Annotated in this window: 16 protein-coding genes; 11 read left to right on the top strand and 5 right to left on the bottom strand. The window is 67.6% G+C overall.

Features of this window, described 5'->3' with window-relative positions; genetic code table 11:
* Positions 1 to 233: 233 nt before the first annotated feature.
* The gene (locus H3O04_RS13980) at positions 234 to 1,601 is read left to right on the top strand and encodes an amino acid permease (protein ID WP_011545012.1); all 1,368 of its coding nucleotides are present in this window, start codon (positions 234 to 236) and stop codon (positions 1,599 to 1,601) included.
* Positions 1,602 to 1,748: 147 nt separating this feature from the next.
* Here the strand turns inward: H3O04_RS13980 and H3O04_RS13975 are convergent, their stop codons facing one another.
* Positions 1,749 to 1,910 (bottom strand): hypothetical protein, encoded by a 162-nt coding sequence (locus H3O04_RS13975; RefSeq protein ID WP_006476417.1) that lies wholly within the window; start codon positions 1,908 to 1,910, stop codon positions 1,749 to 1,751.
* 243 nt (positions 1,911 to 2,153) lie between these two features.
* Here H3O04_RS13975 and H3O04_RS13970 point away from each other — a divergent pair, with 243 nt between their 5' ends.
* The 3 genes from H3O04_RS13970 to H3O04_RS13960 are packed head-to-tail and all read left to right on the top strand — an operon-like array spanning position 2,154 to position 5,665.
* Complete coding sequence (locus tag H3O04_RS13970; RefSeq protein ID WP_011545011.1) at positions 2,154 to 3,197, top strand: Fe(3+) ABC transporter substrate-binding protein; 1,044 nt, start codon at positions 2,154 to 2,156, stop codon at positions 3,195 to 3,197.
* Complete coding sequence (locus H3O04_RS13965; RefSeq protein WP_078040816.1) at positions 3,187 to 4,887, top strand: ABC transporter permease; 1,701 nt, start codon at positions 3,187 to 3,189, stop codon at positions 4,885 to 4,887. Before H3O04_RS13970 ends, H3O04_RS13965 begins: the two co-directional genes overlap by 11 nt.
* Positions 4,888 to 4,891: 4 nt before the next feature.
* A complete protein-coding gene (locus H3O04_RS13960) occupies positions 4,892 to 5,665 on the top strand; it encodes an ABC transporter ATP-binding protein (protein WP_011545009.1) in 774 nt (257 codons plus the stop codon).
* A 30-nt stretch (positions 5,666 to 5,695) separates the two neighbouring features.
* Here the strand turns inward: H3O04_RS13960 and H3O04_RS13955 are convergent, their stop codons facing one another.
* From H3O04_RS13955 to H3O04_RS13940, 4 genes are all read right to left on the bottom strand, one after another.
* Positions 5,696 to 6,166 carry an Lrp/AsnC family transcriptional regulator gene (locus H3O04_RS13955; protein ID WP_006484401.1) on the bottom strand — a complete coding sequence of 157 codons (471 nt, stop codon included), beginning with the start codon at positions 6,164 to 6,166 and terminating at the stop codon, positions 5,696 to 5,698.
* A 235-nt stretch (positions 6,167 to 6,401) separates the two neighbouring features.
* Complete coding sequence (locus H3O04_RS13950) at positions 6,402 to 7,043, bottom strand: NAD(P)-dependent oxidoreductase (RefSeq protein ID WP_006476420.1); 642 nt, start codon at positions 7,041 to 7,043, stop codon at positions 6,402 to 6,404.
* A 132-nt stretch (positions 7,044 to 7,175) separates the two neighbouring features.
* Complete coding sequence (locus H3O04_RS13945) at positions 7,176 to 7,631, bottom strand: Rrf2 family transcriptional regulator (RefSeq protein ID WP_011545008.1); 456 nt, start codon at positions 7,629 to 7,631, stop codon at positions 7,176 to 7,178.
* A 90-nt stretch (positions 7,632 to 7,721) separates the two neighbouring features.
* A complete protein-coding gene (locus tag H3O04_RS13940) occupies positions 7,722 to 8,150 on the bottom strand; it encodes a hypothetical protein (RefSeq protein WP_027807102.1) in 429 nt (142 codons plus the stop codon).
* A gap of 196 nt (positions 8,151 to 8,346) precedes the next feature.
* On the opposite strand from H3O04_RS13940, the gene H3O04_RS13935 reads away from it, so the two are divergent.
* The 7 genes from H3O04_RS13935 (at position 8,347) to H3O04_RS13905 (ending at position 21,801) form a co-directional block, all read left to right on the top strand.
* Positions 8,347 to 8,682 carry a hypothetical protein gene (locus H3O04_RS13935; RefSeq protein ID WP_069232392.1) on the top strand — a complete coding sequence of 112 codons (336 nt, stop codon included), beginning with the start codon at positions 8,347 to 8,349 and terminating at the stop codon, positions 8,680 to 8,682.
* Positions 8,683 to 8,936: 254 nt separating this feature from the next.
* Positions 8,937 to 10,130, top strand: coding sequence for an ammonium transporter (locus H3O04_RS13930; protein ID WP_011694238.1), 1,194 nt, complete (start codon positions 8,937 to 8,939; stop codon positions 10,128 to 10,130).
* A 190-nt stretch (positions 10,131 to 10,320) separates the two neighbouring features.
* Positions 10,321 to 12,285 carry a PhoX family protein gene (locus H3O04_RS13925; protein WP_077177979.1) on the top strand — a complete coding sequence of 655 codons (1,965 nt, stop codon included), beginning with the start codon at positions 10,321 to 10,323 and terminating at the stop codon, positions 12,283 to 12,285.
* A gap of 616 nt (positions 12,286 to 12,901) precedes the next feature.
* Positions 12,902 to 13,726, top strand: a complete 825-nt coding sequence (locus tag H3O04_RS13920; RefSeq protein ID WP_011694236.1) for an IclR family transcriptional regulator — start codon at positions 12,902 to 12,904, stop codon at positions 13,724 to 13,726.
* A gap of 254 nt (positions 13,727 to 13,980) precedes the next feature.
* Positions 13,981 to 15,354 (top strand): MdtA/MuxA family multidrug efflux RND transporter periplasmic adaptor subunit, encoded by a 1,374-nt coding sequence (locus H3O04_RS13915; protein WP_202587895.1) that lies wholly within the window; start codon positions 13,981 to 13,983, stop codon positions 15,352 to 15,354.
* Between the two features lie 15 nt (positions 15,355 to 15,369).
* Positions 15,370 to 18,489, top strand: coding sequence for an MdtB/MuxB family multidrug efflux RND transporter permease subunit (locus tag H3O04_RS13910; protein ID WP_202587894.1), 3,120 nt, complete (start codon positions 15,370 to 15,372; stop codon positions 18,487 to 18,489).
* Between the two features lie 3 nt (positions 18,490 to 18,492).
* Complete coding sequence (locus H3O04_RS13905; RefSeq protein WP_023477756.1) at positions 18,493 to 21,801, top strand: efflux RND transporter permease subunit; 3,309 nt, start codon at positions 18,493 to 18,495, stop codon at positions 21,799 to 21,801.
* Positions 21,802 to 21,947: the final 146 nt, after the last annotated feature.

Genomic DNA, 21,947 nt, shown 5'->3' with positions numbered 1-21,947 from the left:
ACGCCGATTCAACGATCCCCGAAGCATGCCCCACCCGCTCCACGCGGCCCGCGCATCCGGCGCGCGACCGCCCCACGCCCCATTCCGCTTGCTGCGCCAGCCAGGGAATACCCGATTCCGGTCACCGGGTCCGGCTTGTTATCATTCGTTCACATTCAAGTTGTATAGACAACTTGACGCACTCGAACCGGCCCCGCTCGCACGGTTCGTCGCATAACGATATCGGAGACTCGATGAAAAACTTGCAGCGCCACCTGAGCGCGCGGCACATCCGCTTTCTAGCGCTGGGCTCGGCGATCGGCACCGGCCTGTTCTACGGCTCCGCGTCCGCGATCCAGCTTGCCGGCCCGGCCGTGATCCTCGCATACATCCTGGGCGGCGCGGCCGTCTACATGGTGATGCGCGCGCTCGGCGAGATGGCCGTGCGCGAACCCGTCGCCGGCTCGTTCGGCCACTACGCGACCGAGAACCTCGGCCCCTTCGCGGGCTTCGTCACCGGCTGGACCTACACGCTCGAAATGGTGATCGTCGCGATCGCGGACATCACCGCGTTCGGCATCTACATGGGCTTCTGGTTTCCGGACGTCCCGCAATGGATCTGGGTGCTCGGCGTCGTCGCGATCATCTGCGGGCTGAACCTGTGCCACGTGAAAGTGTTCGGCGAGCTCGAATTCTGGCTGTCGATCATCAAGGTCGGCGCGATCGTCGCAATGATCGGCGGCGGCGTCGCGATCCTGCTGACCGGCATGCACTTCGGTCATTCGGCCGACTTGCCGACGTTCGCGAACCTGTGGAACCACGGCGGCTTCTTGCCGAACGGCATCGGCGGGCTGATCGCGTCGCTGTCGGTCGTGATCTTCGCGTACGGCGGGATCGAGGTGATCGGGATGAGCGCCGGTGAGGCGAAGGACCCGGAACGCGTGATTCCGCGCGCGATCAACGCGGTGCCCGCACGCATCCTGCTGTTCTACGTGCTGACGATGGTGGTGCTGATGTCGATCAGCCCGTGGACGGGCGTCGGCAGCGACGGCAGCCCGTTCGTGCAGATCTTCTCGGCGCTCGGCGTGAAATCGGCCGCGACGATCCTGAACCTCGTCGTGATCAGCGCGGCGATCTCGGCGATCAACAGCGACATCTTCGGCGCGGGCCGGATGATGTTCGGGATGGCGCGGCAGGGTCAGGCGCCGCGCGTGCTGATGACGACGTCGCGCCACGGCGTGCCGTGGGTCACGGTGCTCGTGATGGCCGGCGCGCTGCTGGTGGGCGTGCTGCTCAACTACCTGATGCCGAAGGACGTGTTCCTGGTGGTCGCCGCGATCGCGACGTTCGCGACCGTGTGGGTCTGGTTGATGATCCTGCTGTCGCAGGTGGCGATGCGTCGCCGCCTGTCGAGCGCCGAAGTCGCCGCGCTGAAGTTCAAGGTGCCGCTGTGGCCCGTCGCGCCCGCGCTGACGATCGCCTTCATGGGCTTCGTGATCGTGATGCTCGGCTGGTTCGAGGATACGCGCGTGGCGCTGTATGTCGGCGCGGCATGGCTCGCGCTGCTCGCGGCCGTGTTCTACGCACGGATTCGCCCGAAATTCGCACCTGCGTCACGTTGACGCACGGCCGACTGGCCGGTGCGGCGCGCCGGTTCCGGCGCGCCTTCCGATGTCCCGGTTCCGCGCGGCGCCCGTCGCGCCGGACGCCGCGGATCGACTCCCGTGGCATGCCCCGTACGCGACCCGATCGGGCCGCGTAGCGGCACGTCAGTGCGACGCCGCGCTCGCGGCCTCGGCCGGATGGGCCTCGTCGTACGCGTGCTTCTGCGAAATCGCGTTGTACAGGATCGTCCCGATCACGAGCAGCACGGCCACGACGATCAGGATGCTCACGTTGCGGACAGGGTTCTTCTTGCGCTGATCGTTCATGGTCGGTGCGGCTCCGTCAAATTCGTCGAAGCGGGCATTCTACGCGCTTGCGCCCACACTGCACCGCCCCGTTCGCCGCCCTCCGGCCCCGGCTTCTCCTCCGCTTTCCGTCAGCTTTCGATTGTTAATCGTTCCCATTTCGATCTAGAATCCCAAGTCTTTCATTTTGTAATGTTTCGGGTCGCTCGGGCGGCAGACGCGCCCCGGAACGCTCCCTCGTCCACCTGCCGCACCGGAGTCTTCATGTCGAATCCGCGCACCCGCCTGCTGCCGCTCGCCGGCGCCCTCGCCGCCGCCGCCGCAGCCTTCGCGCCGCTTGCCCACGCGGCCGAGGAAGTGAGCCTGTACACCACCCGCGAGCCGAAGCTGATCCAGCCGCTCATCGACGCGTTCACGAAGCAGAGCGGCGTCAAGGTCAACACGGTGTTCGTGAAGGACGGCCTGCTCGAGCGCGTGAAGGCGGAAGGCGCCCAATCGCCGGCCGACGTGCTGATGACGGTCGACGTCGGTAACCTGCTCGACCTCGTCGACGGCGGCGTCACGCAGCCGGTGCGCTCGAAGGTGCTCGACGACGCGATTCCCGCGAACCTGCGCGCCACGAACGGCGACTGGTACGCGCTGTCGCTGCGCGATCGCGTGCTGTACGTCGAAAAGGACCTGAAGGTCGACGCATTCCGCTACGAGGATCTCGCCGATCCGAAATGGAAGGGCAAGGTCTGCATCCGCTCGGGCCAGCATCCGTACAACACCGCGCTCGTCGCGGCGATGATCGCGCACGACGGCGAGGCCGCGACCGAGACATGGCTGCGCGGCGTGAAGGCGAACCTCGCACGCAAGGCGACCGGCGGCGACCGCGACGTCGCGCGCGACATCCTCGGCGGCATCTGCGACGTCGGCCTCGCGAACGCTTACTACGTCGGCCACATGAAAAACGCCGAACCGGGCAGCGATGCGCGCAAATGGGGCGACGCGATCAAGGTGGTGCGGCCGACCTTTGCGAACGCGAAGAGCGGCGGCACGCACGTGAACATCAGCGGCGCGACGGTCGCAAAGCACGCGCCGCACAAGGCCAACGCGGTGAAACTGCTCGAATATCTCGTGTCGCCGGAAGCGCAGGCGCTGTATGCGCAGGCGAACTACGAATACCCGGTGCGCGCGAACGTGAAGCTCGACCCGGTGATCGCCAGCTTCGGCACGCTGAAAGTCGATCCGCTGCCGCTGGCGGACATCGCGAAGCATCGCAAGCAGGCGAGCCAGCTCGTCGACAAGGTCGGCTTTGACAACTGACGCATCGCCCGCCCGCGCCTGCCGCGAGTCGAGCGGTCCGCGGCCGTGTCTGCGTCTGCGACCGCGCGCGGGCAGCCTGTGGCTGCTCGCGGCGCTGACGATCGCCGCGGCGGTCGCGGCGCCGCTCGCGGTGCTCGTGGCCGCCGCGTTCGACGCCGATCTCGCGCACTGGCGGCATCTCGCCGAATTCGTGCTGCCGCAGGCGCTCGTCAATACGCTGCTGCTGCTCGCCGGGGTCGGCACGATCGTGTCGATCGTCGGCACCGGCTGCGCATGGCTCGTCACCGCCTACGATTTTCCCGGCCGCCGGACCCTGACCTGGGCACTGCTGCTGCCGCTCGCGGTCCCTACCTACATCGTCGCGTTCGCGTATCTCGATCTGCTGCATCCGATCGGCCCCGTGCAGGGCGCGATCCGCTGGCTGCTCGGCTTCGACAGCCCGCGCCAGTTCCGTCTGCCCGACCTGCGCTCGCTGCCCGGCGCGATCTTCGTGCTCGGCTTCGTGCTGTACCCGTATGTCTATCTGAGCACGCGCGCGATGTTCGTCACGCAGTCCGCGAGCCTGCTCGAGGCCGCGCGCACGCTCGGCGCGGGCCGCCTCGCGACGTTCTGGCGCGTCGTCGTGCCGCTTGCCCGGCCGGCGATCGCGGTCGGCGTGAGCCTCGCGCTGCTCGAAACGCTGAACGATATCGGCGCGTCGGAATTCCTCGGCGTGCAGACGCTGACCGTGTCCGTCTATACGACGTGGATCACGCGCTCCGATCTCGCCGGCGCCGCGCAGATCGCACTCGCGATGCTCGCGATCGTCGTCGGCATGATCGCGCTCGAACGCTATGGGCGCCGCCGCCAGCGCTACGCGCACGGCCGGCGCATGCGGCCGATCGCGCCGCGCCGCCTGACCGGCGCGGCCGCGCTGGGCGCCGCCGTGCTCGGCTGGCTGCCCGTCCTGCTCGGCTTCGGCGCGCCGGCCGCGTACCTCGCGGTCGAAACGGCCAAGCGGCTGCACCTCGTCGGCGGCGTCTCCGCGCAATTGATGACGGGGCTCGCGAACACGCTGACGATCGCGACCGCCGCCACCGTCGCGACGCTCGCGTGCGGACTCGTCGTCGCGTGGGCCGCCCGCGCGCAGCGCGACAGCGCCGGTGCGGGCCCGGCCCGCCTGTGCGCGCGGATCGCGAGCCTCGGCTACGCGGTGCCAGGCACCGTACTCGCGATCGGCCTGCTGATTCCGTTCGCGGCGGCCGACCGGCTGTTCGGCGCGGCGCTCGGCCGCGACGGCCTGCTGCTGATGGGTTCGGCCACCGCGCTCGTGATCGCCTATACCGTGCGTTTTCTCGCGATCCCGGCCGGCGGCATCGAGGCCGGCCTCGCGCGCATTCCGCCGTCGCTCGAACAGGCCGCGCGCTCGCTCGGCGAGACGGCCGGCGGCACGTTGCGCCGCGTCCACCTGCCGCTGTTGCGGCCCGCGCTCACGACGAGCGCGCTGCTGGTGTTCGTCGACGCGATGAAGGAGCTGCCGGCCACGCTGCTGCTGCGTCCGTTGAATTTCGACACGCTCGCGACCTGGCTGTATGCGGAAGCCGCGCGCGGCACCTATGAAGAAGGCGCGGTCGCCGCGCTCGCGATCGTGCTGGCCGGGCTCGTGCCCGTGATCCTGCTCGCCCGCACCCGCCACAAGATCGGAGCCTGACACCGTGAACCTGCTCGAACTCGACGACCTCTGCGTCGCCTACGACACGCCGCACGGCCGCCGCACCGTGGTCGACGGCCTGAGCCTCGCGCTGCCGCGCGGCGACATCGGCTGCCTGCTCGGCGCGTCCGGCTGCGGCAAGACCACCGTGCTGCGCGCGATCGCCGGCTTCGAACCCGTGCGCATGGGGCGCATCGTGCTGGACGGCACGCCGGTCGCGGCGCCGTCGCTCGACGTGCCGCCCGAGCGGCGGCGCATCGGCATGATGTTCCAGGATTACGCGCTGTTTCCGCACCTGAGCGCGGCCGACAACGTCGCGTTCGGCCTGCGGCGTATGCCGAAGGCCGAACGGCGCCTGCGCATCGCGGAGATGCTCGACCTCGTCGGCCTAGCCGATTCCGGCGACGCGTATCCGCACGAACTGTCGGGCGGCCAGCAGCAGCGCGTCGCCCTCGCACGCGCCCTTGCACCGTCGCCGGAATTGCTGCTGCTCGACGAGCCGTTCTCGAATCTCGACGTCGATACGCGCGAGCGGCTCGCGTTCGAGCTGCGCGACATCCTGAAGCACACGGGCCACACCGCGATCCTCGTCACGCACAATCAGGCGGAAGCGTTCGCGATCGCCGACCGGATCGGCGTGATGAAGGACGGCCGGCTCGCGCAATGGGACACGCCGTATGCGCTGCACCATCATCCGGCCAGCCCGTTCGTCGCGGATTTCGTGCGCCGCGACGCGCTGGCCGACGAGCGCGCACGCGCGCTGGCGCGCGGCCGCTGAAGCCGCGCGGCCGACGCGGCGGCAAGCCCGTCAGGCCGGCTCGGCCAGATCGCGCACGGGCAGCGCGGTCGAATACTTGATCTGCTCCATCGCGAACGACGAGCTGACGTCGAACAGCGGCACCGTGCGAATCAGTTGCTTGTAGACGCGGTCGTAATCGTCGATGCCGGCCACCACCACGCGCAGCAGGTAATCGGTCTCGCCGCTCATCCGGTAGACCTCGACCACTTCCGGCATGTCGCGCACCGCCTGCGTGAAACGCTGCGCCCATTCCTCGGTGTGCTGGTTCGTGCGGATCGCGACGAACACGGTCGTGCCGACCCCGAGCTTGCGCGGATCGCACAGCGCGACCTGCGCGCGAATCGCGCCGGTTTCCTTCAGCCGCTGCACGCGCTTCCAGCACGGCGTCTGCGACAGGTTCACGCGCTGCGCCAGCTCCGCGATCGGCAGCGTGGCATCCGCCTGCAGCAGCTCCAGCAGCTTGCGATCGATGGCGTCCATTTCTCCATTCCCTCGTCGATAGAAATTTATTCTATTCATCCTGCCCAACGGGGAACAATATGAAAAGTATCTCGGCACGTCGACCGGTGTAAATACCGATCCGCCACGCGCTCGCCGCCCCAAATGAAACAGGCGACGCCACCCGCGAAGGGTGGCGTCGCCTGACATCGTCGCGCGTCGCGGCTTGCACGCCGCGCCCGGGCCGGCGCTCACACGCCGCCGGCCGCCACGCCGATCAATACGCGACCGTCGCGATTTCGCGCACGAAGCTGTCCTGCTCGAGCGCGTCGACGAACGCGACCGCGTAGTCTTCCGCCGAGATCTTGCTGTTGCCCTGCGCGTCCACGATCAGCTTGCCGACGCCGGTGCGGAACGTGCCCGTGCGCTCGCCCGGCGCGATCAGCGCGGCCGGCGCGAAGAAGGTCCAGTCGAGATCGGTAACCGTCTTCAGGTAGTCGAATGCATCGCGGTGCGCGAGCGCCTGCGGCTTGTACGCGTCCGGAAAACCTTCGGTGTCGACGAGCTGCTTGCCCGGCGCGACTTCGAGCGAACCGGCGCCGCCTACCACGACGAGCCGCTTCAGGCCGGCCTGGCGCGTGCCGGCGACCAGCGCCTTCGCGGCCGCGACGACCTGCGCCGCATCTTCCTGCTTCGGGCCGTACGCGCTTGCGACGACGTCATGGCCCGGCAGCGCGGCGGCGATGCTGGCCGCGTCGAACAGGTCGGCCGCCTTCGCGGTGATGCCGTCGCCGGACGCGCCCGGATGGCGCGACAGCGCCGTGACGCGGTGGCCGCGTCGCACGGCTTCCGCCGCGATGCGCGAGCCGATCGTGCCGGTGGCGCCGAACAGCGCGATATTCAACGAACGTTGCGTCATATCGATTCTCCAGTAATAAAAATATGTAACACAGTCAATTACACATAAGACCGAAAAAAACGGGGCAAAACCCCCGTTGCGCCGATCGCCGCGCGTACGCGCCGTCCGGCTTCCTGCCCTGCCCGCCGTCGGTCACCCGCCGGCGCGCGCCGCCCGTTGGGTGCGCTGCTCTCGATCCAGCATGTCGGCCGTCACGTCAACCAGCGTGCGCGTGGCGAGCGAAGCCTCCATCGCGCGCTGCGCGTCGCCGATATAGCCGGTCAGCACGCCCTGGATGTGCCGCCCGACGAGACACGCCGGATTCGGCGCCTCGCGGTGCAGCGCGAACAGTTGCGCATCGTCGACCGCGCGATACACGTCGAGCAGCGTGATCTCACCGGGCTCGCGCGCCAGCAGCGCACCGCCGCCCGCGCCGAGCTGCGACGTGGTCAGGCCCGCGGCCGCCAGCATCGACAGCAACCGGCGAATCAGCGCCGGATTCGTATTCACGCTGCCCGCGATGATGTCGGACGACAACGGCACGCCTTCCTGCATCGACAGCAAGGCAAGCACGTGAACGGCAAACGCGAACCGGCTGCTGGTATTCATTCCTGACTCACTCGGCGACGCCAGCCCGACCCGCAACCAGCGACATGTGCAACCATCATAATTACATTTTGCGAATCGTGCAAGCCCGCGTCATTCACCGCTCGCGGGTTTGGCCCCCGCGGCGCTCTGCTGGCTCCACTGCTGGAGTTTCTTGCCGGCTTCGGCGATCTTCGCGCCCGCTTCGGAAGCCGCATGCGCGACGACCGCGGACGCCGCCGCGTCGATCTGCGCCTGCGCGGCCGATGCGAGGCCGCTCGCGGACAGCGGCGGCACGGCCGACGCCGCGGACGCGATGCCGGCCTTCGCCGCATTGATCTGTTGATTGACCGTGCTCGCCACCTGGTCGAGCGCCTTGGCCGCATTGTTGGCGGCATCGGCGGCCGCGCTCGCGGCCGTATCGGGTTGCGCGGCCGGCGTGCCGGACTTCTCGCAGCCCGCGAGCAACAGCAGCGCACCGGCGGCCACGGCCGCCAGCACGGATCCGGGCACACGACGCGCCCGCGATGTCTTCATGTTCATCAGCAATCTCCGGCCGCGCGTGGCGCGACCTCGTGGTTGGACCGGTGTCGATGATACCGCCTGTGGAACAGGCCAAATAACGACCCGTCATTAAAAATGCCTTTCAATTTCGGATTCGTCTGATTCAATCGCACGCGCCACGCCTCTAAAGTGGGCACGCTTCAATCCGCTTCGTACGTGTCCCCTTTTCCTCGTTATGGCTTTCCTCGTCGACTGGCTCATCGCCCTGGCCGCGCTGCTCGCCGCCACCCTGTTCCTGTGCCTGCGTGCGCCGTCGGCGCGCCGCCTCGCCGAATCCGGGCGTCCGCGCCGCATCGCCTGCGCGCGCTTGCTCACGCAGGCCGTGATCGGCTTCTGGACCGCGGCACTGATCGTCGCGCAAGGCATCCTCGGCGCCGACGCCGACGGCCAGTCCCTCGCGGGCTTCGCGGCGCTTGCCTTCGCCGCGCTCGGGCTGGCGACCGTCGCCGCCTACTGGTCGGCCTGCGCGCTGCGGCTGCGCCGGCCGCCCTCGCTGTTCGCGCGCCACTGACGCGCCAGATCGGTGCGTGACAACGCACCACCGCGCACCGCCTCGTTCGTCGTACGCACCAATTCAGCACGTACCGCACCACGTACGTGCAATCGTTACGCCCCTCGCACGCAGCCGATCACGCCTCGATCCCGTGCGTGATTCACCGAAATGCCGCATGGCGCGGCATCCAGGCACCAATTCCACGCAATCGTTCACCAGGTTGGCTCGATATTTGCATTCCTTGCCCGTTTTTTGCGCAAGGAAGCCACGGCATGGATGGTCTGAAATCCGGCGTCGACACACTGTTCCTGTTGATCGGTGCCGTCATGGTGCTCGCGATGCACGCGGGCTTCGCGTTTCTCGAACTCGGCACGGTTCGCAAGAAGAACCAGGTCAACGCGCTCGTGAAGATCCTGGTCGACTTCTCGGTGTCGACGCTCGCGTACTTCTTCATCGGCTACACGATCGCGTACGGCGTCGAATTCTTCGACGATATCGGCACGCTGTCGCAGCACAACGGCTACGCGCTCGTCCGCTTCTTTTTCCTGCTGACGTTCGCGGCGGCGATCCCGGCGATCGTGTCGGGCGGCATCGCCGAGCGCGCGAAGTTCAACCCGCAACTCGTCGCGACGCTGATCATCGTCGGCTTCATCTATCCGTTCTTCGAAGGGATCGCCTGGAACGAGCGCTTCGGCGTGCAGGCATGGCTCGCGCACGCGTTCGGCGCGCCGTTCCACGACTTCGCGGGCTCGGTTGTCGTGCACGCGTTCGGCGGCTGGGTCGCGCTGCCGGCCGTGCTGCTGCTCGGCGCGCGCCACGGCCGCTATGCGAAGGACGGCCGGATCGCCGCGCACCCGCCGTCGAACATCCCGTTCCTCGCGCTCGGCGCGTGGGTGCTCGCGGTCGGCTGGTTCGGCTTCAACGTGATGAGCGCGCAGACGCTCGACAAGATCAGCGGCCTCGTCGCGGTGAACTCGCTGATGGCGATGGTCGGCGGCACGCTCGCCGCGTGGATGGCCGGCCGCAACGACCCGGGCTTCACGTACAACGGGCCGCTCGCGGGCCTCGTCGCGGTATGCGCGGGCTCCGACGTGATGCACCCGATCGGCGCGCTCGTCACGGGCGCCGCGGCCGGTGCGCTGTTCGTCGCGATGTTCACCTGCGTGCAGAACCGCTGGCGCATCGACGACGTGCTCGGCGTGTGGCCGCTGCACGGGATGTGCGGCGCGCTCGGCGGCCTCGCGGCCGGCGTGTTCGGGCTGCCGGCGCTCGGCGGCCTCGGCGGCGTGTCGTTCCTGTCGCAGCTCGTCGGCACGCTCGGCGGCATCGCGATCGCGACCGCGGGCGGCACGCTCGTCTACGGCGCGCTGAAGGCGACCGTCGGCCTGCGTCTCGATCGCGAAGCCGAATTCGACGGCGCCGACCTGTCGATCCACCGCATCTCGGCCACACCCGAGCGCGATTGAGCGCAAACGCTTGCGACCGGCGTCCGTCAACTCACCTGACGGACGCCCGACGCCTTATTACGTTTTCGATTCAAAAAACTTTCATCTAGCGTCCTTACACTTCCGTCCAGTTTTCAATATGCCTTCGCGAAGCTTGCCGCTCGCCCGCTTCGCAAAGGCCATTCTTCCAACAACCGAAACTGGACTCCACATGCCCGCGTTGCCCAATGCTTCCCGTCGTCAGGCCCTGAAGATCCTCGCCGGCGCGCCGATGCTGCCCCTTTCCGGCCTCGCGCTGCCGGCCCTGCTGACGGGTTGCGGCGGCGACGACGATCCCGCGTCCACGCCGGCGCCGGTCGCCGCTGCCTATACGTCGGCGGCATTCTCGGCGATGACCGCGCCGACGCTCGACAACGCGGCCGCGATGGCCACGACGACGGTCGGCTCGACGCTGTCGGTGTCGTTCTCGGACGGCTCGTCGCGCAACTTCAAGCTCGCGTACAAGCCGTTCTTCGTGACGGGCGACATGGTGCCGGACGGCAACGGCGGCACGACGCTCGCGGGCGGCTACTACGACATCAACAACCAGCCGATCATCGATCGCTCGGTCGCCGGCAAGGAACGCCAGTTCTATTCCGACTGCCCGGACGGCAGCTCGCTGCTGACGCTGAAGAACGCGAACGTCCCCGGCGTGAAGGGCAACACGGTGTTCGCGGTCGTGCAGTTCGAATACACGACGCGCGACCAGGCGAGCGCGTCGCAGTACGGCCAGCTGCCGTCGCCGATCGCCGTGCTCACGCTCGACCAGGACCCGGCCACCGGCGCGCTGAAGGTCGTGAAGTACCACAACGTCGACACGTCGAAGGCGCACGGCCTGTGGATCACCTGCGGCGCGAGCCTGTCGCCGTGGGGCACGCACCTGTCGAGCGAGGAATACGAGCCGGACGCGACGAAGGCCGCGACCGATGCGCAGTTCAAGGCGTTCAGCAAGAACACGTTCGGCGACGAGACGAAGGCGAACCCCTACCACTACGGCCACCTGCCCGAGATCACCGTGAATCCGGACGGCACCGGCACCGTGAAGAAGCACTACTGCCTCGGCCGCATCTCGCACGAGCTGATCCAGGTCATGCCGGACCAGCGCACCGTGATGATGGGCGACGACGCCACCAACGGCGGCCTGTTCATGTTCGTCGCCGACAAGGCGGCCGACCTGTCGGCCGGCACGCTGTACGTCGCGAAGTGGACGCAGACGTCGTCCGCCGGCGCCGGCACCGCGACGCTGACGTGGATCAAGATCGGCCACGCGACCAGCAGCGAGATCGAGACGCTCGCGAACACGCTGAAGGCGTCGGACATCATGGACCTGGTGACGACCGATCCGAACGATGCGAGCTACACGAAGATCCACTTCGGCGGCAAGTTCAACTGGATGCGCGTGAAGCCGGGGATGGAGAAAGCGGCCGCGTTCCTCGAGACGCACCGCTACGCGGCGCTGCTCGGCGGCAGCATGGCGTTCACGAAGCTCGAAGGCACGACCGTGAACGCGAAGGACAAGATCGTCTACACGGCGATGTCGCGGATCGAAACGTCGATGGTCAAGGGCAACGCGGTGTCGCGCGACGTCGCGGTCGACAAGAAGATCGCCGCGGGCGCCGTCTACGCGCTGAACCTGAAGGCCGGCCAGCGCGACACGACGGGTGGCGCGATCGACAGCGAATGGGTGCCGGTCGACATGGGTGCGCCGGCCGCGCTGGTCGGCGAGGATCTCGCCGCGGCCGACGCGCTCGGCAACCTCGCGAACCCGGACAAGATCGCGAACCCGGACAACCTGAAGTTCTCCGAAAAGCTGCGCACCCTCTTCATCGGCGAAGACTCGGGCATGCACGTGAACAACTTCCTGTGGGCCTACAACGTCGACACGAAATCGCTCTCGCGCGTGCTGTCGTGCCCGGCCGGCGCCGAATCGACGGGCCTGCACGCGGTCGACGAGATCAACGGCTGGACCTACATCATGAGCAACTTCCAGCATGCGGGCGACTGGGAATCGCCGCTGCACGACAAGGTCAAGCCGACGCTCGACCCGCTCGTGCGCGCGAACTACAAGGATCGCTTCGGCGCCAGCGTCGGCTACCTGACGGCCGAGCAGACCAGCATCAAGCTCGCGAAGGGCTGATTCCCACGCGAGGCGGAGGCGTTGCTCCCTTGACCGGGCGCCTCCGACCAGGCGTCGTTTCTTCATCACCGTTCATTCGTCGGCGCTCCACGCCGTTTCACGCGCGATGCCCACTGCGGGCGTCGCGCTTTTTTTTGCGTGCGGGGATCGTGAGAGCGGCGCACAACGCACCTGCAAGCAGGCGCGAAGCAGCCCTGGACAGACGTTTGCGGCGATCGGGGGATAATACGGGCCTGACGCGTCCGGACGGACGGTCGGAACGACAGGCAAAAAAAAGCGCCACGGAGACCGTGGCGCTAAAAAAGTTCTAGCCATTCCGAGGGCCGTGCTAGAACCTGAGAGACTGCGCGAAACATCGTTGCCGGTTAAACTCTTGAAACGATGTTTCGAAAACGTGAGACATTCTTTCCGTTTCCGCCCGACAAGTCAAGCGGTATTTGCACCGGTTCATGCACTTTCCAGCAACGCTCATTTGAGCGTTTTCCTAATAAACCAAGGGTGAACCCGTAAAATCGCATCGAATGACCGGTTCACCCGCGGAACATGCATCCTTTGACAATAGTCCTACAATACCAACAAAATTGAAATCGAGTTTCGGAATTAGAGAGAATCCCTCGTGTCGACAACTGTAACCTCTCCCGCGTCGCGGGACCGTGAATCGTCGCCCGACGAGATCACCGCCCTCGCCCGCGGCCTCGCCGTGCTGCGCCGCATCGCGGCTGCCGACGCCCCCGTCAGCAATCGCGAACTGACCGAATTGACCGGCATCCCGAAGCCGACCGTCTCGCGCATCACCGCGACGCTCGTCAGCGCCGGCTTCCTGTTCCAGTTGCCCGACAGCGAGCGCTTCGTGCTGACCGCGTCGGTGCTCGAACTGAGCCACGGCTTCCTGCGCAACTTCGACATCCGCGCGCGTTCGCGGCCGTTCATGATCGAACTGGCCGAACGCACGTCGCTGTCCGTGCACCTCGCGGTGCGCGACCGGCTCGACATGGTCGCGATCGACGTGATCCGCCCACGCTCGGCCGTGCTCGTCACGCGCCTCGAGATCGGCTCGCGGATGGACATCGCGCGTACGGCGGTGGGGCGCGCGTACCTCGCCGCGCTCGAGGACGACGAGCGGCGGCAACTGCTCGAGTCGCTGCGCACCACGGCCGGCGACGACTGGCCGCACGTGTCCGCTCGCCTCACGCCCGCGCTCGACGAAGCGATGCGCGACGGCCACGCGATCGCGATCGGCGAATGGCGCGAGGGCCTGAATGCGGTCGCCGCCGGGTTCGTCGGCCCGTCCGGTCAACGCTATTCAGTGAATTGCGGCGGCGCGGCGCACCAGTGTCCGCCCGAATGGCTGCGGGAACAGGTGGTGCCGGCGCTGCAGGAATGCATCGCGAAAATCACCCGCGAAATCGGCGGCGCGCCGGCCCGGCGCGTCGGCGTGTAATCGTTTCGTCATCGCCGTGTCGCGTTCTGTAACGACCGTAACCCGTTGAAAGATAGACCGCTGGACTGTAACGGGGACGGCACGTAGGATCATGCCCATCGTCGCGCCGCATTCGCGGTGCGCACCGCTCTTTTCCCGCGGATCGGCGGGGCCCCGGACCGAGCCGGGCCGCCCCGTCCCGTCACCCGCACGCCCACGCGCAGCCCAGCAGTCCGATTTTCCGGCCCGCCGCGCCGTCTTCCTGACAGAACACGATGGATAACGAACAAAAGCCCACGCCCCCTTCGAAAGACTCCGCGCCCGCCGCTGCACGGCGCCCGCGCCGCACGCTGCTGATCGGCACCGTCGTGGTCGTCGTCATCGGCGGCCTGCTGTGGTGGCATCCGTGGAACCGCACGCCCGCGACAGGCAGTTCGGCGCAAGGCGCGGGCGCCAGCGCGGCCGCAGGCAGCCATCGCGGCCGCGGCGGCCCCGCTGCAATGGCGAACGTTCCGCAGCCGGTGCAGGTCGCCCCCGTGACGCAGGGCGAGATGCCGATCGTGCTGTCCGCGCTCGGCACCGTCACGCCGCTCGCGAACGTGACGGTCAAGACGCAGTTGTCGGGCTACCTGCAGTCGGTGTCGTTCCAGGAAGGCCAGATCGTCAAGAAAGGCGACGTGCTCGCGCAGATCGACCCGCGCCCGTACCAGGTCGCGCTCGAGAACGCCGAAGGCACGCATGCGCGCGACGCGGCGCTGCTCGCGACGGCCCGCCTCGACCTGAAGCGCTACCAGACGCTGCTGTCGCAGGACTCGATCGCGTCGCAAACCGTCGATACGCAGGCATCGCTCGTCAAGCAATACGAAGGCGCGGTGAAGACCGACCAGGCCGCGATCGATTCCGCGAAACTCAATCTCACCTATGCGCGCATCACGGCGCCGGTCTCCGGCCGCGTCGGCCTGCGCCAGGTCGACCCCGGCAACTACGTGACGCCGGGCGACACCAACGGCATCGTCGTGATCACGCAGTTGCAGCCGATGAGCGTGATCTTCACGACGTCGGAAGACAACCTGCCGCAGATTCTCAAGCAGGTGAACGCCGGCCAGAAGCTGTCGGTCACCGCCTACAACCGCAACAACACCGTGCCGCTCGAAACGGGCTCGCTCGCGACGCTCGACAACCAGATCGACACGAGCACCGGCACGGTCAAGCTGCGCGCGAATTTCGATAACAAGGAAGGCATGCTGTTCCCGAATCAGTTCGTGAACACGCGGCTGCTCGTCGACGTGATGCGCAACGCGACGATCGTGCCGACCTCCGCCGTGCTGACGGGGTCGATCGGCCAGTTCGTCTATGTCGTGAAACCCGACAACACGGTGACGGTGCGCAAGGTCACGGTCGGCCCGGTCGACGGCGAGCGCACGAGCATCGTCAGCGGCGTGACGCTCGGCGAGCGCGTGGTGACCGACGGCTCGGACCGTCTGCGCGAAGGCTCGAAGATCTCGATTCCGGCCGACAAGCCGAAGGGCGCATCGGGCGCGCGCGGCGCAGGGGCCGCATCGGGTGCATCGGCTGCGTCCGGTGCCGGCGGCCATCGCGGCGGACACCGGCACGGCGCGTCGCAAGCCGCGGCCCCCGCGGCCCAGTAACGCGCGGGCCGCTCGATGAATCCATCCCGCCTCTTCATTCTCCGGCCGGTCGGCACCGCCCTCCTGATGGCGGCGATCATGCTGGCCGGCCTCGTCGCGCTGCGCTTCCTGCCGCTCGCAGCACTGCCCGAGGTCGACTACCCGACGATCCAGGTCCAGACCTTCTACCCGGGCGCGAGCCCGGAAGTGATGACGTCGTCGGTCACCGCGCCGCTCGAACGCCAGTTCGGGCAGATGCCGTCGCTGAACCAGATGTCGTCGCAAAGCTCGGCCGGCGCGTCGGTGATCACGCTGCAGTTCTCGCTCGACCTGCCGCTCGACATCGCCGAACAGGAAGTGCAGGCCGCGATCAACGCGGCCGGCAACCTGCTGCCGTCCGACCTGCCCGCGCCGCCGATCTACGCGAAGGTGAACCCGGCCGATGCGCCGGTGCTGACGCTCGCCGTCAAGTCGAAGACGCTGCCGCTCACGCAGGTGCAGGATCTCGCCGACACGCGCCTCGCGATGAAGATCTCGCAGATCGCTGGCGTCGGCCTCGTCAGCCTGTCGGGCGGCAACCGCCCGGCGGTGCGAATCCAGGCGAACCCGACCGCGCTCGCGAAGTACGGGATGAACCTCGACGACCTGCGCACGACGATCTCGAACCTGAACGTCAACACGCCGAAGGGCAACTTCGACGGTCCGACGCGTGCGTACACGATCAACGCGAACGACCAGCTGACGAGCGCCGACCAGTACAACAGCGCGGTCGTCGCGTACAAGAACGGCCGCCCGGTGATGCTGACCGACGTCGCGACGGTCGTCGCCGGCTCGGAGAACACCAAGCTCGGCGCGTGGGTGAATTCGGACCCGGCGATCATCCTGAACGTGCAGCGCCAGCCGGGCGCGAACGTGATCGCGACCGTCGACGCGATCAAGGCGCAGTTGCCGAAGCTGCAGGAAACGCTGCCGGCCGCGCTCGACGTCGAGATCGTCACCGACCGCACGACGATGATCCGCGCGGCGGTGCGCGACGTGCAGTTCGAGCTGCTGCTCGCGGTCGCGCTCGTCGTGCTGGTGATGTACCTGTTCCTCGCGAACGTCTACGCGACGATCATCCCGAGCCTGTCGGTGCCGCTGTCGCTGATCGGCACGCTCGCGGTAATGTACCTGGCCGGCTTCTCGCTGAACAACCTGTCGCTGATGGCGCTCACCATCGCGACCGGCTTCGTCGTCGACGACGCGATCGTGATGATCGAGAACATCGCGCGCTACGTCGAGGAAGGCGAATCGGGGCTCGAGGCCGCGCTGAAAGGCTCGCGGCAGATCGGCTTCACGATCATCTCGCTGACGGTGTCGCTGATCGCGGTGCTGATCCCGCTGCTGTTCATGGGTGACGTGGTCGGGCGCCTCTTCCATGAATTCGCGATCACGCTCGCGGTGACGATCGTGATCTCGGCGATCGTGTCGCTCACGCTCGTGCCGATGCTGTGCGCGAAGCTGCTGCGCCACTCGCCGCCGCCCGAGAGCCACCGCTTCGAGGCGCGCGTGCACCGCGCGATCGACTGGGTGATCGCGCGCTACGCGGTCGCGCTCGAATGGGTGCTGAACCGCCAGCGCTCGACGCTCGTCGTCGCGCTGCTAACGCTCGGGCTGACCGCCCTGCTCTATGTCTACGTGCCGAAGGGCTTCTTCCCCGCGCAGGACACCGGCGTGATCCAGGCGATCACGCAGGCGCCGCAGTCGATCTCGTACGGCGCGATGGCCGAACGCCAGCAGGCGCTCGCGGCCGCGATCCTGAAGGACCCGAACGTCGACAGCCTCACGTCGTTCATCGGCGTCGACGGCAGCAACATCACGCTGAACAGCGGCCGGATGCTGATCAACCTGAAGGCGCGCGACGAACGCACCGAAACCGCCGCGCAGATCATCCGCGACCTGCAGCAGCGTGTGTCGAACATCACGGGCATTTCGCTGTTCATGCAGCCGGTGCAGGATCTGACGATCGACTCGACGGTCAGCCCGACGCAGTACCAGTTCATGCTGACGAGCCCGAACTCGGAAGAGTTCGCGACCTGGGTGCCGAAACTCGTCGCGCGGCTGCAGCAGGAGCCGTCGCTCGCCGACGTCGCGACCGACCTGCAGAGCAACGGCCAGTCGGTGTACATCGAGATCGACCGCGCGAGCGCCGCGCGTTTCGGCATCACGCCGGCGACCGTCGACAACGCGCTGTACGACGCGTTCGGCCAGCGCATCGTGTCGACCATCTTCACGCAGTCGAACCAGTACCGCGTGATTCTCGAATCGGAGCCGAAGGAGCAGCACTACGCGCAATCGCTGAACGACATCTACCTGCCGTCAGCCGGCGGCGGCCAGGTGCCGCTGACGTCGATCGCGTCGTTCCACGAGCGGCCGTCGCCGCTGCTGGTCGCGCACCTGTCGCAATTCCCGTCGACGACGATCTCGTTCAACCTCGCACCGGGCGCGTCGCTCGGCGAAGCCGTCAAGGCGATCGAGGCCGCCGAGAAGGACATCGGCCTGCCCGGCTCATTCCAGACGCGCTTCCAGGGCGCGGCGCTCGCGTTCCAGGCGTCGCTGTCGAACCAGCTGTTCCTGATCCTCGCGGCGGTCGTCACGATGTACATCGTGCTCGGCGTGCTGTACGAGAGCTACATCCACCCGATCACGATCCTGTCGACGCTGCCGTCGGCCGGCGTCGGCGCGCTGCTCGCGCTGATGATCACCGGGCACGACCTCGACATCATCGGGATCATCGGCATCGTGCTGCTGATCGGCATCGTGAAGAAGAACGCGATCATGATGATCGACTTCGCGCTCGAGGCCGAACGCGTCGAAGGCAAGCCGCCGCGCGAGGCGATCTACCAGGCCTGCCTGCTGCGCTTCCGGCCGATCCTGATGACGACGCTCGCCGCGCTGCTCGGCGCGGTGCCGCTGATCGTCGGCTCCGGCGCGGGCTCCGAGCTGCGCCAGCCGCTCGGGATCGCGATCGCCGGCGGCCTGATCGTGTCGCAGGTGCTGACGCTGTTCACGACACCCGTGATCTACCTCGGCTTCGATTCGCTCGCGCGCCGCGTACGCGGCTGGTTCGAGCGGCCCGGGCCGGGCGCCGATGCAGGCAAGCACACGGGTGCATAACCGATGAACCTGTCGCGCCCCTTCATCACCCGCCCCGTCGCGACGACGCTGCTCGCGCTCGGCGTCGCGCTCGCGGGCCTGTTCGCGTTCATCAAGCTGCCGGTGTCGCCGCTGCCGCAGGTCGACTTTCCGACGATCTCGGTGCAGGCGTCGCTGCCGGGCGCGAGCCCGGAAACGGTCGCGACCAGCGTGACGAGCCCGCTGGAGCGGCACCTCGGCTCGATCGCGGACGTCTCCGAAATGACGTCGACGAGCACCGTCGGCAATGCGCGGATCATCCTGCAGTTCGGCCTGAACCGCGACATCGACGGCGCCGCGCGCGACGTGCAGGCCGCGATCAACGCGGCGCGCGCCGACCTGCCCGCCGCGCTGAAGAGCAATCCGACCTACCGCAAGGTCAACCCGGCCGATTCGCCGATCATGGTCGTGTCGCTGACCTCGGAGACGGCGTCGCCCGCGAAGGTGTACGACGCCGCGTCGACGGTGCTGCAGCAGTCGCTGTCGCAGATCGACGGAATCGGCCAGGTCACCGTGAGCGGCTCCGCGAACCCGGCCGTGCGCGTCGAGCTCGAGCCGCAGTCGCTGTTCCACTACGGGATCGGCCTCGAGGACGTGCGCGCGGCGCTGGCTTCCGCGAACGCCAATGCGCCGAAGGGCGCGATCGAGTTCGGCCCGCAGCGTTTCCAGCTCTATACGAACGACCAGGCGTCCCAGGCGTCGCAATACCGCGACCTCGTCGTCGCCTACCGCAACGGCTCGGCCGTGCGGCTGTCCGATCTGTCGGACGTCGTCGATTCGGTCGAGGATCTGCGCAACCTCGGCCTGTCGAACGGCAAGCGCGCGGTGCTCGTGATCCTCTACCGCTCGCCCGGCGCGAACATCATCGAGACGATCGACCGAGTGCGCGCGGCGCTGCCGCAGCTCACCGCGTCGCTGCCCGCCGACATCACGGTCACGCCGGTGCTCGACCGCTCGACTACCATCCGCGCATCGCTGAGGGATACCGAACACACGCTGCTGATCGCGGTCAGCCTCGTCGTGATGGTCGTGTTCCTGTTCCTGCGCAACTGGCGCGCGACGCTGATCCCGAGCGTCGCGGTGCCGATCTCGATCGTCGGCACGTTCGGCGCGATGTATCTGCTCGGCTTCTCGATCGACAACCTGTCGCTGATGGCGCTGATCGTCGCGACCGGCTTCGTCGTCGACGATGCGATCGTCGTGCTCGAGAACATCTCGCGGCACATCGAGAACGGCAAGCCGCGGATGCAGGCCGCGTTCGACGGCGCGCGCGAAGTCGGCTTCACGGTGCTGTCGATGAGCATCTCGCTCGTCGCGGTGTTCCTGCCGATCCTGCTGATGGGCGGAATCGTCGGGCGCCTGTTCCGCGAGTTCGCGCTGACGCTGTCGCTCGCGATCGCCGTGTCGCTCGCGGTGTCGCTCACGGTCACGCCGATGATGTGCGCGCGCCTGCTGCCCGAACAGCACGACCCGCAAAGCGAGGGCCGCTTCGGGCGCTTCCTCGAACGCGGTTTCGCGCGCATGCAGCGCGGCTACGAGCGCTCGCTGTCGTGGGCGCTGCGCCGGCCGCTCCTGATCCTGCTGACGCTGTTCGCGACGATCGGGCTGAACGTCTACCTGTATATCGTCGTGCCGAAGGGCTTCTTTCCGCAGCAGGACACCGGGCTGATGATCGGCGGCATCCAGGCCGACCAGTCGACGTCGTTCCAGGCGATGAAGCTGAAATTCTCCGAGATGATGCGCATCGTGCAAAGCAACCCGAACGTGAAGAGCGTCGCGGGCTTCACCGGCGGCACGCAGACCAACTCGGGCTTCATGTTCGTCACGCTGAAGGACCGCACCGAGCGCAAGCTGTCGGCCGATCAGGTGATCCAGCAGTTGCGCCCGCGGCTGGCGGACGTGGCGGGCGCGCGCACGTTCCTGCAGGCGGCGCAGGACATCCGCGTCGGCGGCCGGCAGAGCAACGCGCAGTACCAGTTCACGCTGCTCGGCGATTCGAGCGCCGACCTGTACAAGTGGGGGCCGATCCTGACCGAGGCGCTGCAGAAGCGCCCCGAACTGACCGACGTGAACTCCGATCAGCAGCAAGGCGGTCTCGAGGCGATGGTGACGATCGACCGCGCCACCGCCGCGCGGTTCGGCATCAAGCCCGCGCAGATCGACAACACGCTGTACGACGCGTTCGGCCAGCGCCAGGTCTCGACGATCTACAACCCGCTGAACCAGTACCACGTCGTGATGGAAGTCGCGCCGAAGTACTGGCAGAGCCCGGAGATGCTGAACCAGGTGTGGATCAGCACGTCGGGGGGCAGCGCGAACGGCTCGCAGACCACCAACGCAGCCGCCGGCACCTTCGTCGCGACCTCGGCCGGCACGTCGAGCGCCGGCACGGCCGCGCAGAGCGCCGCGGCGATCGCGTCCGATTCCGCGCGCAACCAGGCGCTCAATTCGATCGCGGCGAGCGGCAAGTCGAGCGCGTCGTCGGGCGCGTCGGTGTCGACCTCGAAGTCGACGATGATCCCGCTGTCGGCGATCGCGACGTTCGGGCCGAGCACGACGCCGCTGTCGGTCAACCACCAGGGGCTGTTCGTCGCGACCACGATCTCGTTCAACTTGCCGCCGGGCGTGTCGCTGTCGCAGGCGACACAGATCATCTATCAGACGATGGCGCAGATCGGCGTCCCGCCGACGATCGTCGGCAGCTTCCAGGGCACCGCGCAGGCGTTCCAGCAGTCGATGAACGATCAGCCGATCCTGATCCTCGCCGCGCTGCTGGCCGTCTACATCGTGCTCGGCATCCTGTACGAGAGCTACATCCACCCGATCACGATCCTGTCGACGCTGCCGTCGGCCGGCGTCGGCGCGCTGCTCGCGCTGCTTCTGTTCAAGACGGAGTTCAGCATCATCGCGCTGATCGGCGTGATCCTGCTGATCGGCATCGTGAAGAAGAACGCGATCATGATGGTCGACTTCGCGATCGACCAGACGCGCAATCACGGGAAGTCGTCGTTCGACGCGATCCACGAGGCGTGCCTGCTGCGCTTCCGCCCGATCATGATGACGACGATGGCGGCGCTGCTCGGCGCGCTGCCGCTCGCGTTCGGCAACGGCGACGGCGCCGAATTGCGCGCGCCGCTCGGGATCGCGATCGCCGGCGGCCTCGTCATGTCGCAGGTGCTGACGCTCTATACGACGCCGGTCGTCTACCTGTACATGGACCGGTTCCGCGTGTGGGCCGAGAAGCGCCGCAACCGCCGCGGCAATACCGGCGGGCCGGCGGTCGCGGGCGAGTGACGAAAGCGGCTGCCCTTCCGAGCTGCCCCCCAAGAGTTGGACATTATCCCGACCCTTGGGGGGGGGCGTGTGAACCGCTTGGATTTCCTGGACAGTACCGAGCGTTAGTGTTTCTTTCGGCGGCCGTCTTTTGCGCTTTCTTTTGC

The organism is Burkholderia sp. KCJ3K979 (assembly GCF_016759955.1).
Taxonomy (GTDB): domain Bacteria; phylum Pseudomonadota; class Gammaproteobacteria; order Burkholderiales; family Burkholderiaceae; genus Burkholderia; species Burkholderia orbicola.
The sequence above is the reverse complement of the archived record's forward strand: the minus strand, read 5'-3'. Positions and strand labels throughout refer to the sequence as shown.

Bases quoted from the DNA above. Each gene is read 5' to 3' on its own strand.
- H3O04_RS13980 (WP_011545012.1), top strand. From the start codon at position 234: ATGAAAAACTTGCAGCGCCACCTGAGCGCGCGGCACATCCGCTTTCTA.
- H3O04_RS13975 (WP_006476417.1), bottom strand. From the start codon at position 1,910: ATGAACGATCAGCGCAAGAAGAACCCTGTCCGCAACGTGAGCATCCTG.
- H3O04_RS13970 (WP_011545011.1), top strand. From the start codon at position 2,154: ATGTCGAATCCGCGCACCCGCCTGCTGCCGCTCGCCGGCGCCCTCGCC.
- H3O04_RS13955 (WP_006484401.1), bottom strand. From the start codon at position 6,166: ATGGACGCCATCGATCGCAAGCTGCTGGAGCTGCTGCAGGCGGATGCC.
- H3O04_RS13950 (WP_006476420.1), bottom strand. From the start codon at position 7,043: ATGACGCAACGTTCGTTGAATATCGCGCTGTTCGGCGCCACCGGCACG.
- H3O04_RS13945 (WP_011545008.1), bottom strand. From the start codon at position 7,631: ATGAATACCAGCAGCCGGTTCGCGTTTGCCGTTCACGTGCTTGCCTTG.
- H3O04_RS13940 (WP_027807102.1), bottom strand. From the start codon at position 8,150: ATGAACATGAAGACATCGCGGGCGCGTCGTGTGCCCGGATCCGTGCTG.
- H3O04_RS13935 (WP_069232392.1), top strand. From the start codon at position 8,347: ATGGCTTTCCTCGTCGACTGGCTCATCGCCCTGGCCGCGCTGCTCGCC.
- H3O04_RS13930 (WP_011694238.1), top strand. From the start codon at position 8,937: ATGGATGGTCTGAAATCCGGCGTCGACACACTGTTCCTGTTGATCGGT.
- H3O04_RS13925 (WP_077177979.1), top strand. From the start codon at position 10,321: ATGCCCGCGTTGCCCAATGCTTCCCGTCGTCAGGCCCTGAAGATCCTC.
- H3O04_RS13915 (WP_202587895.1), top strand. From the start codon at position 13,981: ATGGATAACGAACAAAAGCCCACGCCCCCTTCGAAAGACTCCGCGCCC.
- H3O04_RS13910 (WP_202587894.1), top strand. From the start codon at position 15,370: ATGAATCCATCCCGCCTCTTCATTCTCCGGCCGGTCGGCACCGCCCTC.
- H3O04_RS13905 (WP_023477756.1), top strand. From the start codon at position 18,493: ATGAACCTGTCGCGCCCCTTCATCACCCGCCCCGTCGCGACGACGCTG.